Below are 16,151 nucleotides of genomic sequence, written 5' to 3'. Positions count from 1 at the left end.
CCGCGTCGTCTCCTACGATCGGCGCATGTCGGAAACCAGGTCGGAGACAGAGGGCGGCGTCCGTGAGGTGAAGTCGGCGGCGCGCACGGTCGACCTGCTGGAACTGCTGGCCGCGCGCGGCGACCGGCCCGCCCGCCTCCAGGAGCTGGCGGACGAGATGCGCGTCCCGCGCAGTTCGATGTACGCCCTGCTCCAGACCCTGGTCGGCCGGGGCTGGGTGCGCACGGACACCACCGGCTCCCTCTACGGCATCGGCATCCGCGCCCTGCTCACCGGCACCAGCTATCTGGACTCCGACCCGCGCGTGCGCGCCGTACGGCCCTACCTCGACGAGGCGTCCGAGGCGCTCGGCGAGACGATCCACCTCGCCCGCCTCGACGGCATGGACGTCGCGTACCTGGCGACCCGCGAGTCCCACGAGTACCTGCGCACCATCAGCCGTGTGGGCCGCCGCCTCCCCGCCCACGCCGGCGCCCTCGGCAAGGCCCTCCTCGCCGAGCGCCCCGACACGGACCTCCCCGAGGGCCCCTACGAGGCGCTCACCCCCCGTACCCACACCACGCGCGCCGCCCTCGCGGCGGACCTCGCCGCCGTCCGCGCCCGCGGCTACGCCGTCGACCGCGAGGAGGGCGTCCCCGGCATCGTCGGGTTCGGCTTCGCCCTGCGCACCGACACCCCCGCCACCGACGCCATCAGCTGCTCGACCCCGGTGGCCCGCCTCACCCCCGAGCACGAGGAACGGATCGTGACGGTCATGAGAGAGATCCGAACCAAGATCGAGGCGACGACCCCGGGTGCGGCCGGTGGTGCGCCGGTCTGGCGTTGAGGGCCAGGGGCGCAGCCCCGGCCCTCCAGGGGCGCGGGGCTGTATCGATATGCGGCTCCGCCGCGTGGGTGCGAGAAGCCCCACCGGGCCGCAGACCGCCATGTACCCGCGGCCCCGAGCTCCCCCGGTAAAAGCCCTACGGCACTGTCACCGCCGCGTCGTACCCTGGGAAAGGGCAACACGAGCCCCACGGTCAAAGGAGGACCCGCGGCCTACAGAGCCGGCCCATGACTCAGACACGCACAGCTCACACCCCCGCGCAGGGCAAGGCGAGAGCGCAGTTCACCGTCCCCGCGGCGCACCCCATGGTGACCGTGCTGGGCTCAGGCGACTCCCTCCTGCGCGTGATCGAGAAGGCCTTCCCGGCGGTCGACATCCATGTCCGGGGCAATGAGATCAGCGCGGTCGGCGACGCCCCCGAAGTCGCTCTCGTCCAGCGCCTGTTCGACGAGATGATGCTGGTGCTCCGCACCGGACAGCCGATGACGGAGGATGCGGTGGAACGCTCGATCGCCATGCTGAGGGCGAGCGAGAACGGGAAGAGCGAAGGCCAGGAGACCCCGGCCGAGGTGCTGACACAGAACATCCTGTCCTCGCGTGGCCGCACGATCCGCCCCAAGACGCTCAACCAGAAGCGGTACGTCGACGCCATCGACAAGCACACCATCGTCTTCGGCATCGGCCCGGCCGGTACCGGCAAGACGTACCTTGCCATGGCCAAGGCGGTCCAGGCCCTGCAGTCCAAGCAGGTCAACCGGATCATCCTGACCCGCCCGGCGGTCGAGGCCGGCGAACGCCTCGGCTTCCTCCCCGGCACCCTCTACGAGAAGATCGACCCCTACCTGCGTCCGCTGTACGACGCGCTGCACGACATGCTCGACCCCGACTCGATCCCGAGGCTCATGGCCGCCGGGACCATCGAGGTCGCGCCGCTGGCGTACATGCGCGGCCGTACGCTCAACGACGCCTTCATCATCCTCGACGAGGCGCAGAACACCTCGCCCGAGCAGATGAAGATGTTCCTCACCCGCCTCGGCTTCGACTCGAAGATCGTGATCACGGGTGACGTGACGCAGGTCGACCTGCCGAACGGCACGAAGTCCGGTCTGCGCCAAGTGCAGGACATCCTGGAGGGCCTGGACGACGTGCACTTCTCCCGGCTGTCGTCCCAGGATGTCGTCCGGCACAAGCTCGTCGGCCGTATCGTCGACGCGTACGAGAAGTACGACACCACGCACGGCACGGAGAACGGCACGCACAAGGGCGGCCGGGGCAAGGCCGGGCACAAGGGGAAGTAGACAAGCACAGCACCATGTCGATCGACGTCAACAACGAGTCCGGAACCGAGGTCGACGAGCAGGCGATCCTCGACATCGCCCGCTACGCGCTGACGCGGATGCGCATCCACCCCCTCTCCGAGCTCTCGGTGATCGTGGTGGACGCCGACGCCATGGAGCAGCTGCACATCCAGTGGATGGACCTGCCCGGTCCGACGGACGTCATGTCCTTCCCGATGGACGAGCTGCGGCCGCCGTCGAAAGACGACGACGAGCCGCCGCAGGGCCTGCTCGGCGACATCGTGCTCTGCCCCGAGGTCGCCGAGAAGCAGGGCAAGGAAGCCGAGACGCAGCACTCCATGGACGAGGAGCTCCAGCTCCTCACCGTCCACGGGGTGCTGCACCTGCTGGGCTACGACCACGAGGAGCCGGACGAGAAGGCCGAGATGTTCGGCCTCCAGGCCGCCATCGTGGACGGCTGGCGCGCGGAGAAGGGCTTCACCGGCCCCTCCCCGGCACCGACCGTGTCATGAGCGCGACTCTCATCGGTGGTGCCGTCGCGCTGGTCGTCGTCGCCTGGCTCGCCGCCTGCGCGGAGGCGGGCCTCGCGCGCGTCTCCAGCTTCCGTGCCGAGGAGGCCGTACGGGCCGGCCGGCGCGGCAGCGCGGGCCTCGCCCAGATCTCGGCCGACCCCACCCGCTATCTGAACGTCGCGCTGCTGGTGCGCGTGGCCTGCGAGATGGCCGCCGCCGCGCTGGTCACCTACGCGTGCCTGCAGGAGTTCGACGCGACCTGGGAGGCGCTGGTCGTCGCCATCGGGGTCATGGTCCTCGTGTCGTATGTGGCCGTCGGCGTCTCCCCGCGCACCATCGGCCGCCAGCACCCCCTGAACACGGCCACGGCGGCGGCGTACGTGCTGCTGCCGCTGGCCCGGATCATGGGCCCGATCCCCAACCTGCTGATCCTCATCGGTAACGCGCTCACGCCCGGCAAGGGCTTCCGCCGGGGCCCGTTCGCCTCCGAGGCCGAGCTGCGGGCGATGGTCGACCTCGCGGAGAAGGAGTCCCTGATCGAGGCGGAGGAGCGCCGCATGGTGCACTCCGTCTTCGAGCTCGGCGACACCCTCGTCCGCGAGGTGATGGTCCCGCGCACCGACCTCGTCGCCATCGAGCGGTACAAGACCATCCGTCAGGCCCTCACCCTCGCCCTGCGCTCCGGTTTCTCGCGCATACCGGTCACCGGGGAGAACGAGGACGACATCGTCGGGATCGTCTACCTGAAGGACCTGGCCCGCAAGACGCACATCAGCCGGGACGCCGAGAGCGAACTGGTGTCCACGGCCATGCGCCCGGCCGTCTTCGTCCCCGACACCAAGAACGCCGGTGACCTGCTGCGCGAGATGCAGCAGGAGCGCAACCACGTCGCCGTCGTCATCGACGAGTACGGCGGCACCGCCGGCATCGTCACCATCGAGGACATCCTGGAGGAGATCGTCGGCGAGATCACCGACGAGTACGACCGTGAGCTGCCGCCGGTGGAGGAGCTGGGCGACGACCGCTACCGCGTCACCGCCCGCCTCGACATCACCGACCTCGGCGAGCTGTACGGCCTGGACGCCTACGACGACGAGGACGTGGAGACCGTGGGAGGCCTCCTCGCCAAGGCCCTCGGCCGTGTCCCGATCGCCGGTGCCTCGTCGGTCGTGGCCCTCCCGGACGAGCGCGAACTACGGCTCACGGCTGAGGCCGCCGCCGGCCGCCGGAACAAGATCGTCACGGTGCTGGTGGAGCCGATCGGCCCCGCAGAGGTGCCGGAGGAGGAGACGAAGTCCGAGTGACGCCACAGGAGTTGCGTGCCTTCTGCCTCTCCTTCAACGAGGCCGTCGAGGATTTCCCCTTCCGTCCGGAGATCTCGGTCTTCAAGGTCCTCGGCAAGATGTTCGCGCTGAGCTGGATCGACCAGCGGCCCCTGAAGGTCAACCTCAAGTGCGACCCCGAGGACGCGGTCCGGCTGCGCACCGAGCACCCCGGTCTCATCACCCCCGGGTATCACATGAACAAACGCCACTGGAACACCGTCGCCCTCGACGCGGGCCTCCCGGACCGGCTGGTCGAGGAGCTGATCGAGGACTCGTACGACCTGGTGGTGGCCGGTCTGCCCCGTGGGGACCGGCTCCGGCTCGACCGGGCGTGAAACGTATGCTCGGCACATGACCGACAGCAGCGCGCTCGACCTCGACCCCGAGGACCGGAAGATCGTCACCCTGGCCCGTTCCGCACGGGCCCGCAACGGGGTGCCCGAGGGGGCGGCCGTACGCGACGAGACGGGCCGTACGTACGTCGCCGGGACCGTGGCCCTCGATTCCCTGCGGCTCAGCGCGCTGCGCACGGCCGTCGCCATGGCGGTGGCCTCCGGCGCGAAGTCCTTGGAGGCGGCGGCCGTGGTGACCGCCGAGGAGGCCGTCTCCGACGAGGACCGGGCCGCCGTGCGGGACCTCGGCGGGCCGGAGACGCCGGTCCTGCTGGCCGGCCCGGACGGGTCGGTGCGCGCGACGGTGACGGCGGGCTGAGCGCCGCGCCCGCCGGGACGTCCCGCTAGTTCTTCTGCAGGGTGCGGGTCACCCCCGCGATGACGGCCGTCGTGAGGATCCAGCCGAGGGCGATCAGGGCGTAGGCCAGCCACTGGAGGGTGCCGTCCGTCCAGTACCAGGCCGTGCGCTGGCCCAGGCCGCCGATGGGGACCAGCAGGTCGAGGGTGTAGACGAGCGGCTGGAAGGGCGCGCTCTCGCCCTTTTTCACCGGGGTGGGCGTGCTGGTGTCGAACGCCGTCGTCCCCAGCAGGACCAGCGCGAGCAGCCAGACGCCGGCCAGCCAGGGGCGGTAGCCGTAGCCGACGGTCGCGTCGAGGAGGTGGCCCCAGACGCGGGCGACCGGCGAGAGCGTGCTCCGCCGGTGCCGTTGCTTCGCCAGCAGCACCCGGCGGGCGTCGTCGTCGTGCCCTACCTTGCGGTACCAGGCCGCGAGCTGCTCGTACGGCTGCGGGCTGTAGCCCGGGCTGCGGCGTATCCACTCCACGCGGCGCTTCACGGCCGCCGGACCGCCCACCGTCTCCCGCCGCTCGCCGTCCGTCTCCGCGGTCTTGATCGAGCCGTAGACGAAGCCGTCCAGCTCCACGACGTCGGGCCAGCTGTGCGCGCTCTCGTGGAGGTACGACACCTGGGCGCCCCGCAGATCCACCGCTCCCGTCGGCCGCCGGGCCAGGGCGAAGTCGAAGTCGGCGGCCTGCACGAGCATGGCCACCAGGGCCGGGCCGGTGCCCGCGCCGTCGCTGGGCGGCCCGTTCAGGACGGCGCCCTCGAAGGTCAGGTTGTCCGTGATCTGGGCGCCCCGCAGGCGGATGGTCCCGTGGGAGACGAATCCGTCGGAGCAGTCGACCGTCTGGGCGACGGCGTTGTCCAGGGCGAGGGTCACCCCGTGCGGGCCCGGCCGTTCCAGGCGGGCCCCCTGGAAGAACAGTCCGCCGGGCAACTGGGCGCCCAGCAACCGGATCTCGCCGTCCGCGACGAAGCCGCGCCGGCAGAAGAGGCCTCCCTCGACGATCAGGCCACCGGCGGCCATCGCCCAGCCGCCGGGCGCGATCAGCCGGGCCTTGTTCAGCATGATGCCGCCCGCCACATGGGCGTTGACCAGCGACAGGGCGGTGCTCGCGCGGTGGAAGGGGGAGGAGGGCGGCCCCGCCTCCACCTGGGTGCTGTGCAGGTCGAGCCGCCCGCCGATCCGGCTCGCCCCGGCCTCCAGCCGGGGCACCCGGCTGCTCATGATCGCGACCGTCCGCGTCTCCGCCCCGTAGAGGTTCACCTCCTGCTCGAACCAGCACTCCTCCAGCCACAGGGGATGCTCGATCCGGGCACCGGCCAGGTCGACATGGCCGGAGATCCGCGCGCCGGCGAGGGAGAGCGAGCCGACCGCGCCGGGCCGCTGGGCCGCGTTGGCGCCCAGCAGCAGCGCCACGATCACCGCCGCCCGCACCGTGCGCTCGGGCCCCCAGCCCGCGCCCCCGGCGACCCGGTCCTCCTCGGGCACCCCGGTGCGCAGGTCGACCCGCCGTCCTTCCGGAAACGCGTCCCACAGCTCACGTTCCGGCCCCGTCAACTCCTCGTAGGTGAGCACCGGTACAGGGTAGTGATCTTCGGGTCCCGGGGGGACGGGCGGGCGCTCGCGGCATAGTGTTACGGCCGGTAACAGCCCGCCGAGCTGCGTGAAAATCTTGCGCGGGCGAGTGGACACCCGGCCCTCTCCACCGGCGAAACCGTGCGGCGCGGGACAGATCGGCGCCCGCCGCCACCTCGGCGCACAGCCGGCCGGCCCCGTCGGCGATCGGGTTCGGCCACTTTCGCCGACCCTTGCCGCAACCACCGGAGCATGTCTTGCAATCTCGCCCCGCGCACGTCTCAATGGAGCCGTTCTCTTGGCGGACCGTCACATTCCGCCGCGCGGCCGCGCATTGCACACCCCCACATGGCAACGCCCGTACCGGGACGTACGGGGCTCCCCCAGGCCCCGTGCACCTCCCGTACCAGGGAAGGGAATTCGCACGATGAGACGCATACGACTCGGAGTCGGCTCGGCGCTCGCCGCAGGGACGCTGGCCGTCACCGGACTCGCGTTCGCGCCGACCGCCCTCGCGGTCACCCCCGAGACCGCGACCATCAACGCCAGCTGCACCATCGGCGGCGCCGGCGCGGCCACGCTCACGGCCACGCAGAGCGGTACGACCGCCACGGTCACCCTCACCTCCGAGGAGATCACCGCACCGATCGCCCTCGCCGAGGACTCCATCCAGTCCACGCTCACCTTCGTCAAGGCGGGCGGCGGCACGACGGCCTTCACCGGCACCGAGAACCCGGCCCTGGCCGCCGGTGACGGCATGGTGGTGGGCCCGCTCACCGGCACCGTCGCCCCCGGCGACAGCCTGGAGGCGTACGGCGGCTCCCTGCAGATGGTGGTCTTCGGCATCACCGTGACCTGCACGGCGAGCGGACCGCAGTCGCCGGGTCCGTTCGTCTTCGACTGAGCCGAGCGCCCATGAGTGAGGGGTGGTGCCGCCCGCCGGCCGCACCACCCCTCCTGTTCGGTTCCCCCGTCTCAGAGCGCGTCGGGACCCCGCTCGCCCGTCCGGACCCGTACCACCGTCTCCACCGGCAGGGCCCACACCTTGCCGTCGCCGATCTTGCCGGTCTGGGCGGCCTTGACGATGGTGTCGATGACGTCGTCGGACACCGCGTCCTCGACGACGATCTCGATCCGCACCTTGGGGACGAGGTCGACCTGGTACTCGGCACCCCGGTACACCTCGGTGTGGCCGCGCTGCCGGCCGTAGCCGCTGGCCTCGCTGACGGTCAGACCGTCCACACCCATCTCCTGGAGTGCGGTCTTGACCGCGTCGAGGCGGTACGGCTTCACGATCGCGGTGATGAGCTTCATGCCTTAAGCCTTGGCCTTCTGCGTGGGGGACGTGGACGGAACGGACGCGCCGACCGGGGCGCCGTGGCCCAGGACGCCGTGATCGTATGCCGTCTCGGCGTGCACCGTAAGGTCCAGACCCGTGTGCTCGTGCTCCTCCTCCGCGCGGAAGCCCAGCACCTTGTCGATCAGTTTCCCGATGCCGTACGTCACGAGGAACGCGTACGCCCCGACGACGACCACTGCCACCACTTGCTTGCCGAGCTGGGCGAGACCGCCGCCGTACAGCAGCCCCTCGGCGCCGCCGGTCAGCGAGCGGGTGGCGAAGACGCCGATCAGGACCGTGCCGATGACCCCGCCGACCAGGTGGACGCCGACCACGTCGAGCGAGTCGTCGTAGTTCAGCCTGAACTTCCAGCCGACGGCGTAGGAGCAGACGACACCGGCGGCCAGGCCGATGACCAGCGCGCCGAGCAGCGAGACCGAGCCGCAGGACGGGGTGATGGCGACCAGGCCCGCGACCGCGCCGGAGGCCGCGCCCAGCGTCGTCGGGTGGCCGTCGCGCCGCTGCTCGACGAAGAGCCAGCCGAGCAGACCGGTGCAGCCGGCGGCGAGGGTGTTGAGGAACGCGGCGGCGGCCAGGCCGTTGGCGCCGAGCGCGGAGCCGGCGTTGAAGCCGAACCAGCCGAACCAGAGCAGACCCGCGCCCAGCATGACCATCGGCAGGTTGTGCGGGCGCATCGCGTCCTTCTTGAAGCCCAGACGGGGGCCGAGGACCAGGCAGAGGGCCAGTCCGGAGGCGCCCGAGGTCACCTCCACCGGCAGACCGCCCGCGAAGTCCAGGGCACCGAGGTCGCTCAGGATCCAGCCGCCCGGCCCCCACACCCAGTGGGCGACCGGAACGTATACGAGCAGCGCCCACACCGGCACGAAGACCAGCCACGCCCCGAACTTCGCGCGGTCGGCGATCGCACCGCTGATCAGCGCGGCCGTGATGATCGCGAAGGTCAGCTGGAAGGTGGCGAACAGGACGGTCGGGACGGTGCCGTGGACGCTCGCGGGACCGATCCCGCTCATCCCGAGGTGGTCGAGGCCGCCGATGAGCCCGCCGAAGGCGTCGTCGCCGAACGCGAGCGAGTATCCGGCGGCCAGCCACACGACGGTGACCAGCGCGATCGAGACGAAGCTCATCATCAGCATGTTGAGGACGCTCTTCGTGCGGACCATGCCGCCGTAGAAGAGGGCGAGGCCCGGGGTCATCAGCAGGACCAGGGCGGTGGCGGCGAGCAGCCAGGCGGTGTCGCCGGTGTCGACGGCCGGTGCGGCGAGAGGCGCGGCCAGGGGCACGGTGGGCACGGTGGACTCCAACGGGTGCGGGGGCTCGTCAGAGGGTGATCGGCGTGCGTTTCCGGACGCGTACAGGTGTGTTTCCGTGACGTTTCGTTGCGTGAGGGTTTCGGAAAGCTCACGGTCCGTGCCGGGTGCGGCGGGGCTCCGGGGATCAGGGAGAATGGGCGCCATGAGCGTCCGTACCCAGTCATCCGAGCAGCCGGCCGAGGCCGCCCACCGCGCCGGCTTCGCCTGCTTCGTGGGCCGCCCCAACGCGGGCAAGTCCACCCTCACGAACGCTCTGGTCGGCCAGAAGGTGGCGATCACGGCGAATCAGCCGCAGACCACGCGGCACACCGTCCGGGGCATCGTGCACCGGCCCGACGCGCAGCTGATCCTGGTCGACACCCCGGGGCTGCACAAGCCGCGCACCCTGCTGGGCGAGCGGCTCAACGACGTGGTCCGCACGACGTGGGCCGAGGTCGACGTCATCGGCTTCTGTCTGCCCGCGAACGAGAAGCTCGGCCCGGGTGACCGGTTCATCGCCAAGGAACTGGCGTCCATCAAGAAGACGCCGAAGATCGCGATCGTCACCAAGACCGACCTGGTGGACAGCAAGGCCCTCGCCGAGCAGCTCATCGCCATCGACCAGCTGGGCAAGGAGCTGGGCTTCGAGTGGGCCGAGATCGTGCCCGTCTCGGCGGTCGCCGACAAGCAGGTGGACCTTCTGGCCGACCTGCTCGTCCCCCTCCTCCCGGAGGGCCCGGCCCTCTACCCCGAGGGCGACCTCACCGACGAGCCCGAGCAGGTCATGATCGCCGAGCTGATCCGCGAGGCGGCCCTGGAGGGTGTCCGCGACGAGCTGCCGCACTCCATCGCCGTCGTCGTCGAGGAGATGCTCCCCCGCGAGGACCGCCCCGCCGACAAGCCGCTCCTCGACATCCACGCCTTCGTCTACATCGAGCGCCCCAGCCAGAAGGGCATCATCATCGGCCCCAAGGGCAAGCGCCTGAAGGAGGTCGGCATCAAGTCGCGCAAGCAGATCGAGGCGCTGCTCGGTACGCCGGTCTTCCTCGACCTCCATGTGAAGGTGGCGAAGGACTGGCAGCGGGATCCGCGCCAGCTGCGGAAGCTGGGGTTCTGAGGGGGCGGCGAGACGCCGTGCGAAGGGCGACCGTGCACACGGTCGCCCTTTAAACGGTCGCCTCTCTGGTCAAGTTTGACTAGCTTAGGGGTATGGGCGAGAAGACGATTCCGATCCTTCCCTGTCAGAGCCTCGAGCCGCTCCTCGACTTCTACACGGCCCTCGGCTTCGAGGTCACCTTCGAGCAGCGCAGCCCCAACCCGTACGCCGTGGTGGAACGCGGCGGCGTCGAGCTGCAGTTCTTCGGGCTGAAGACGTACGAGCCGACCGCCTCGGTCAGTACCTGTTACGTGGTCACCGACGACGTCGACGGCCTGTACGCCGCGTTCCGGGCGGGCCTCAAACGGGCGTACGGGCGCGTGCCGACGCGGGGGCTGCCCCGCATCGGGCCGCTGAAGGACATGTCGTACGGCATGCGGCAGTTCCTGATGACCGATCCGGGCGGCAACTGCGTCCGGGTGGGGCAGCCGACGAGCGAGGACCAGCACCACCGGCCCGCCCCACGGGAGACCTACGCGCGGGCCCTGCACCACGCCTCCCTGCTGGCCGACTCCCGGGACGACCCGGCGGCCGCGGCGAAGGTCATCGACCGGGTGCTCGGGCCGGAGACGGACGGACCGGACGGACCGGATGGATCGGACGGACCGGCCCCCACGGCGTCGCAGCTGGTGCGGCTGCTCGTGCTGCGCGCCGATGTCGCCGCCCGCACGGGCGACGAGGAGACGGCGGCGGACGCGATCCGGCGCGCCGGGGCGGTGCCGCTCACCGACGAGGAGCGGGAGGAGGTCCGGGACAGCCTCGTACGGCTGGAGGACCTGCGGGGCCGGGAGCGGGCATGAGAAAGCCGCCGCCCCGGTGTTCCGGGGCGGCGGCCGTCAGGTCGTGCGGGATCCGGCGGTGGCCGGTGTCAGCGCGTCCACCAGGCAGCGGAGGTGTTCCGCAGGGTGTTCGTGCCGCAGTGGATCTCGCCCATGCCGAGGTGGTACGTCTCCCAGTCGTCCAGGTACGACACCTTCATGCCGGCGCTCGTGTACGCGGCCGTGACCGCCTCGCCGAAGATGTCCTTGCCGCCGATGACCGGGCCCCACTGGCGCGGAGCCAGGTAGTGCGTGCGGCTGAGCACGATGCCGTTGACCGCGCCCGGGACGTACGCGCTGGTCATCACCGGCGGCGCGGGCGCCGCGGGGGAGGCGGCACCGAAGCCCTCCCGGCCCTTCGAGCCCTGGTCCGCCGTCGTGTCGTCGAGGCGGCGCTGCTGGCCGTAGTCCCGTGTCACGTCCGGGAGTTCGGCGCCGGCGCCGAGACGGGTCAGACGGGGGAGACGCGTCTTGTCGTCGCCGTCCGCCTGGGTCTCGCCGACCTGCTCCGTGCCCTGGGTGTAGAGGGCCGGGACCCGGACGACCTCGGCGTCCGTGACGCCCGTCTCGCGCTTGAGCACCGCGAGGTTCGCCTCGATCTTGCGGGTGGCGAGGTTGTTGTCGGAGACCAGGGTCTTGGAGGCGAGGGCCTTGTCGATGGTCTCCGTGGGGCCGAGCTTCAGGGAGAACATCTTCGTCGAGCCGTGGCCCGCCGCCTTCGCGTCGCGCAGCAGCTTGAGCCCCGCCTCGGGGTCCGCGATCGCGATCTTCCAGCCGCGCGGGGTGTCGGCGGGCAGGAACTGCACGAACTCGTCGACGTGGCCCACGTGCAGCCAGGACGTGTCGAGGAACAGCGGGTCCTGCATGCCCTGCGACTTCAGGAACGTCCGCATCACCTTCGCCGGCTTGGAGCCGACGTCCGGGCGCTGCCCCATGATGATCCGGCCCGCCGGGAAGGAGCGGTCACCGTGGGCGTACGGCGGAATGGTCTCCAGGTTGCCCATGGAGTTGAGCGTCCACTCCTCCGAGTCCTTCGCGCCCGTCACCTGCACGGCACCGATGTTCGGGCCGCGCATCTTCTCGAACAGCTCCCGGCCGGACTCCCGGTCCAGCTGGGCGGAGCGCAGCATCACCCGCATGGCCTGCCGCTTGCCGTTCGCGCCGGTCATGCTGACGTACGCGGGCTCGACGAAGTCCTGCGCCCAGATGTCCCCGTACTTGGTGAAGTTCACCGTCGGCTGGGTGATACCGGCGTCCTTGGCGGCCTTGTCCAGGCCCTTGCGGAAGGCGGCGTTGAGCTTGCCGTAGTTGCCGCCGGAGATCTTGGTGACCAGCAACTGCTGGGCGTTCTGCAGGTGGTGGTGGGTCAGGAGCGGGGCCACGCGCAGGGTGACGGAGTCGGCGGTCGTGCCCTTGGAGGACTTCACGGTCAGCCGGACCCGGGCCGTCCCGTCCCACTTCGCGGTGTCCCGGATGACGTCGCGGGCCTCCACGCCGAACTCGACGCCCGCCTTCAACTCGGCCCGTGACAGGCGCGTCTTGCCGGTGACGGGCTCCCACTTCGTGCCCCGCTTGACGAACACGCGGCTCTGCGCGGCGCCCGCCGTGACCTTCACGGTGCCCTGCGCCCCGGCGGGGACGCTCGCCATCGGCACGGAGCGGACGCGGGCCAGGTCGGCGGCGTCGGCGGTGCCGTTCACCTTGGTGTCGGAGGCGTCGTTGCAGGCGGCCAGCTTGGCGTCCGAGAGCGGCTTGCCCTTGGGGCCGGTGGCCGGGCAACGACGGGTGTCGTCGTCGATGTTGGGCAGCATCAGGGCGCCGCGGGCGACGGTCCAGCCGTTCTCGCCGGAGGTGTCGGTGGTACCGGTGACGTCGACCTTGCCGTCGCGGTTCGTGTCCACGCGCAGATCGGTCGGGGGCGCCCCGGCGGCGAACGCCGAGGGCAGCGCCAGCGACGGCGTCGCGAGGAGCGTGCCGGACACCGCCAGCACGGCTATCGCCTGCCGTGCGGGGCGGGTTCGGGTGGGTCTGGTTGAACGCGTAGGCACAGAGCGTCCCTTCGGCGGCGAGCGTGGTCAGCACTGAAGACGGAGGAAAGCGCGAAACCGTTGTCTGTGCGCCCGCTGTGAAAGACGTGATCTGCCGCACGCCGGGTGTGAACGGCGCCGGCCGGGCGCGTCGTCCACGCCGCGAGCGGCGCGTGTACCACTCCCCGTCCACGCCGCGAGCGGCGCGCGTACCGCTCCAGGCCCGCGCCGCGGGCGGCACTCGAGCTACTCCACGCCCCGTATCCGCCCCACCAGCACCGCCCCCGCCAGCCCGATCACCGCCGCCACCAGGTACAGCGCCCGGTAGCCGCCGGCGTGCGTCACGATCGGGGCCGCCAGGACAGGAGCGGCGACCTGGGGCAGGGCGTTGGCCACGTTGATGACGCCGAGGTCCTTGCCCCGGTCGAGGGCCGCCGGGAGGACATCGGTCATCAGGGCGAAGTCGACCGAGGTGAACACGCCGAAGCCCAGGCCGAGCAGGGCGGCGGCGACGATCGTGCCGGGCCAGGTCGGCCAGAGCGCGATGAGGCCGGTCGCGGCCGCCATCAGCAGCCCCGACCAGTACACGAACGGCTTGCGCCGCCCCACCCGGTCCGACCACACCCCGGAGACCACCACCGTCGCCAGCAGCGTCGAGGCGTTCACCACGGTGAGGATCAGCACGCCCTCCTCCGGGTCGGGGTACCCGACCCGGTCCCGCAGGTAGAACAGCAGGTAGAGCAGCCCGATGCTGTTGGCGAGATTGATCAGGAAGCGCGTCAGCCAGGCCCACGCGAAGTCCGGATGGCGCCGCGGGCTCAGCCAGAAGCCCGCCAGGAACCCCCGCCACGACCACACCGGGCGGGCCGCCGCCGGCAGCCGGGGATCCCGGTGGCCCAGCACGTACGGCAACACGCCCACCAGCGTGAACACCGCGCACGCCGCGTACCCCGCGCCGACACCCCCGCCGAGCGTCGCCAGCCCGGTGCCGCCGACCACGCCCAGGATCTGCGCCGCGCCCAACCAGCCGCCCACCGAGCCTCGTTGGAGCCGGGGCACCTGGTCCGGGACCGCCGCCGTGACCGCCGCCCAGGACGCGTTCAGGGTGAGCTGCACCAGACACCAGCCGGCCACCATGGTCCACAGCCCGCCCGCGCCCCCGAGCAGCAGCAGCGACACCGCCCCGCCCGCCGACCCCACCACGATCCACGGCGTACGGCGGCCCCAGCGGGACGTCGTCCGGTCCGACAGCGCCCCGAACAGCGGCGTGGCCAGCAGCGAGACGACCGCTCCGGCGCCGGTCACCCACGCCAGCACCGACTCCTTCGACATGCCCGCGCCGGGCGCGAAGTCCTCCGCCTGCGAGGCCAGCAGGATCTGCAGCGGGCCGTACCAGCCCACCCAGATCGCCCCGTTGGCCAGCGCCAGGGCGGAGGTCCAGCCCCCGCCCACCCGTTCCGAGGGCTCGGCGAGGGCGTCCGCCGTCCGGGTCGTCGTCATCCTCTGCTCTGCGCCCGCAGCAGGTCCCGGTACCAGGCGTACGACGCCTTCGGGGTCCGCTCCAGCGTCTCGTAGTCCACGTGGACCAGGCCGAACCGGCGCGCGTACCCCTCGGCCCACTCGAAGTTGTCGAGCAGGGACCACACGAAGTAGCCGCGGAGGTCGACGCCCGCCTCGGACGCCGCGTGCAGGGCGCGCACATGGCCGTCGAGGTAGGCGATGCGCTCCTGGTCGTCGAGGCCCTCGTAGGAGCAGCCGTTCTCGGTGATGACCACGGGCGGCAGCCGGTCGCCGTAGCGGTCGCGGAAGGTGGTGAGGAGTTCGGTGAGGCCCTCGGGGACCACCGGCCAGCCGAAGTCGGTGGTCGGGACGTTCTCGATCTGCTTGACCGTGAAGGGGAGTTCGGCCGGGATGGAGACCCCGCCGAACTCGATGTCCTCCCCTTCGGGGGCGCCGACCCGGGTCGGCGCGTAGTAGTTGACGCCGTACCAGTCGATCGGCTCGGAGATGATCTTCAGGTCGGAGCCGATGTCCGTGCCCGGCATCAACTCGCCGAGCCCCTCCGGGTATTCGCCCAGCAGGATCGGCTCCGCGAAGAGGCGGTTGAGGAGCAGGTCGTAGAAGCCCGCCGCCTCCAGGTCCGCCTGTTCCTCCGACGCCGCCCACGTCGGCCCGTGCGAGTTGGCGATGCCGACGTCCGTGACTCCCGCCGCGCGCAGGGCCCGTACGGCGAGGCCGTGGCCCAACAGCTGGTGGTGGGCAGCCGGGAGCGCGTCGAACATCAGCTGCTTGCCGGGCGCGTGGGTGCCGAGGGCGTGGCCCAGCAGAGTGTGCTCGGCGGGCTCGTTGATGGTGATCCACTTGCTGACGCGGTCGCCGAGCCGGGCGGCCACGACGGCGGCGTACTCGGCGAACCGCTCGGCCGTGTCCCGGTTCAGCCAGCCGCCGCTCTCCGCCAGCGACGACGGCAGGTCCCAGTGGAAGAGGGTCGGGACGGGGCGCACGCCGGCGCCGATCAGCTCGTCCACCAGACGGTCGTAGAAGTCCAGCCCGTTCGGGGTGTTCACCCGGGGCCAGGAGATCGAGAAGCGGTACGCGCCGACACCCAGGTCGCGCAGGAGGGCCACGTCCTCCGGGTAGCGGTGGAAGTGGTCGCAGGCCACCGCCGCCGTCGAGCCGTCCTTGATCCGGCCCGGCTCGGCGGAGAAGGCGTCCCACACGGACGGCTCGCGCTCGCCCGCGGCCCCCTCGATCTGATGCGCGGAGGTCGAGACGCCCCACAGGAAGCCTGCCGGGAACTGGGGTATCGGGTTGGTCGCGTTCGTCGCCATGGGCGGATCATCCGTACCACGGGTAACGGAAGTCAACGCCCGAGGGTGAAGTGCCCGTTACGCGCCCCCGGTACCCCTGACGGGCTGCTCACGCCCCCTCCTTGAGCACCCTTCCGATCAGCTCGCGCTGCGCCTCGGACAGCCGGGGGTCCGCGCAGTGCACGGTCCGGCCGTCCACCGTGATCTCGTACGAGAAACCGTCCGGCACCCCGAGCGGCGGTGAGCCCCGGCCGGCGGTCAGGGCCCGCTCGGCCAGGGTGTGCCATTCCTGGGCATCGGGCCGTCCGGCGGTGTCCACCACCGCGTGCCGCTCGATGCCCGCGAAACCGCCCGTGCGCCGCACTTCGATACGCATGCGTCATGTGTAGTACGGAACGGGGCCGAGGCGCAGCACCGCC

At 71.4% G+C, this 16,151-nt stretch carries 16 protein-coding genes; 9 read left to right on the top strand and 7 right to left on the bottom strand.

The window, feature by feature from the left end; translation table 11 throughout:
- Positions 1-25: 25 nt before the first annotated feature.
- From L3078_RS15275 to L3078_RS15250, 6 genes are all read left to right on the top strand, one after another.
- Positions 26-826: an IclR family transcriptional regulator gene (locus L3078_RS15275; RefSeq protein WP_239754178.1), complete on the top strand. Its 801-nt coding sequence runs from the start codon at positions 26-28 to the stop codon at positions 824-826.
- A gap of 227 nt (positions 827-1,053) precedes the next feature.
- Positions 1,054-2,124: a PhoH family protein gene (locus tag L3078_RS15270; protein WP_215455375.1), complete on the top strand. Its 1,071-nt coding sequence runs from the start codon at positions 1,054-1,056 to the stop codon at positions 2,122-2,124.
- Positions 2,125-2,138: 14 nt separating this feature from the next.
- Positions 2,139-2,636, top strand: coding sequence for an rRNA maturation RNase YbeY (ybeY, locus tag L3078_RS15265; RefSeq protein ID WP_086759164.1), 498 nt, complete (start codon positions 2,139-2,141; stop codon positions 2,634-2,636).
- A complete protein-coding gene (locus L3078_RS15260) occupies positions 2,633-3,940 on the top strand; it encodes a hemolysin family protein (protein WP_239754177.1) in 1,308 nt (435 codons plus the stop codon). Before ybeY ends, L3078_RS15260 begins: the two co-directional genes overlap by 4 nt.
- Positions 3,937-4,296 carry an MmcQ/YjbR family DNA-binding protein gene (locus L3078_RS15255; protein WP_239754176.1) on the top strand — a complete coding sequence of 120 codons (360 nt, stop codon included), beginning with the start codon at positions 3,937-3,939 and terminating at the stop codon, positions 4,294-4,296. The genes L3078_RS15260 and L3078_RS15255 overlap by 4 nt, the downstream gene beginning before the upstream one ends.
- A 16-nt stretch (positions 4,297-4,312) precedes the next feature.
- Positions 4,313-4,672: a cytidine deaminase gene (locus L3078_RS15250; RefSeq protein WP_239754175.1), complete on the top strand. Its 360-nt coding sequence runs from the start codon at positions 4,313-4,315 to the stop codon at positions 4,670-4,672.
- 25 nt (positions 4,673-4,697) lie between these two features.
- Here the strand turns inward: L3078_RS15250 and L3078_RS15245 are convergent, their stop codons facing one another.
- Entirely contained in the window at positions 4,698-6,272 is a 1,575-nt protein-coding gene (locus tag L3078_RS15245; RefSeq protein WP_239754173.1) for an oxidoreductase, read from the bottom strand.
- Positions 6,273-6,699: 427 nt separating this feature from the next.
- Here L3078_RS15245 and L3078_RS15240 point away from each other — a divergent pair, with 427 nt between their 5' ends.
- A complete protein-coding gene (locus L3078_RS15240; RefSeq protein WP_033530065.1) occupies positions 6,700-7,176 on the top strand; it encodes a hypothetical protein in 477 nt (158 codons plus the stop codon).
- 71 nt (positions 7,177-7,247) lie between these two features.
- Here L3078_RS15240 and L3078_RS15235 read toward each other — a convergent pair whose 3' ends face one another.
- Positions 7,248-7,586 carry a P-II family nitrogen regulator gene (locus tag L3078_RS15235; protein ID WP_239754171.1) on the bottom strand — a complete coding sequence of 113 codons (339 nt, stop codon included), beginning with the start codon at positions 7,584-7,586 and terminating at the stop codon, positions 7,248-7,250.
- Positions 7,587-7,589: 3 nt separating this feature from the next.
- Complete coding sequence (locus L3078_RS15230) at positions 7,590-8,921, bottom strand: ammonium transporter (protein WP_275593144.1); 1,332 nt, start codon at positions 8,919-8,921, stop codon at positions 7,590-7,592.
- 154 nt (positions 8,922-9,075) lie between these two features.
- Here L3078_RS15230 and era point away from each other — a divergent pair, with 154 nt between their 5' ends.
- Positions 9,076-10,038 (top strand): GTPase Era, encoded by a 963-nt coding sequence (era, locus tag L3078_RS15225; protein WP_177261760.1) that lies wholly within the window; start codon positions 9,076-9,078, stop codon positions 10,036-10,038.
- 92 nt (positions 10,039-10,130) lie between these two features.
- Positions 10,131-10,877: a bleomycin resistance protein gene (locus L3078_RS15220; RefSeq protein ID WP_239754169.1), complete on the top strand. Its 747-nt coding sequence runs from the start codon at positions 10,131-10,133 to the stop codon at positions 10,875-10,877.
- 68 nt (positions 10,878-10,945) lie between these two features.
- Here L3078_RS15220 and L3078_RS15215 read toward each other — a convergent pair whose 3' ends face one another.
- The 4 genes from L3078_RS15215 to L3078_RS15200 all read right to left on the bottom strand — a co-directional run bounded on the left by L3078_RS15215 (position 10,946) and on the right by L3078_RS15200 (position 16,108).
- Positions 10,946-12,886: a protein-arginine deiminase domain-containing protein gene (locus L3078_RS15215; protein ID WP_239754167.1), complete on the bottom strand. Its 1,941-nt coding sequence runs from the start codon at positions 12,884-12,886 to the stop codon at positions 10,946-10,948.
- A 282-nt stretch (positions 12,887-13,168) separates the two neighbouring features.
- A complete protein-coding gene (locus L3078_RS15210; protein ID WP_239754166.1) occupies positions 13,169-14,422 on the bottom strand; it encodes an MFS transporter in 1,254 nt (417 codons plus the stop codon).
- Positions 14,419-15,753 (bottom strand): GH1 family beta-glucosidase, encoded by a 1,335-nt coding sequence (locus L3078_RS15205; RefSeq protein WP_239754165.1) that lies wholly within the window; start codon positions 15,751-15,753, stop codon positions 14,419-14,421. The genes L3078_RS15210 and L3078_RS15205 overlap by 4 nt, the downstream gene beginning before the upstream one ends.
- 88 nt (positions 15,754-15,841) lie before the next feature.
- Positions 15,842-16,108 carry a protealysin inhibitor emfourin gene (locus L3078_RS15200; protein WP_239754164.1) on the bottom strand — a complete coding sequence of 89 codons (267 nt, stop codon included), beginning with the start codon at positions 16,106-16,108 and terminating at the stop codon, positions 15,842-15,844.
- Positions 16,109-16,151 lie beyond the last annotated feature (43 nt).

It is taken from the genome of Streptomyces deccanensis, from assembly GCF_022385335.1.
Taxonomy (GTDB): domain Bacteria; phylum Actinomycetota; class Actinomycetes; order Streptomycetales; family Streptomycetaceae; genus Streptomyces; species Streptomyces deccanensis.
The sequence above is the reverse complement of the archived record's forward strand: the minus strand, read 5'-3'. Positions and strand labels throughout refer to the sequence as shown.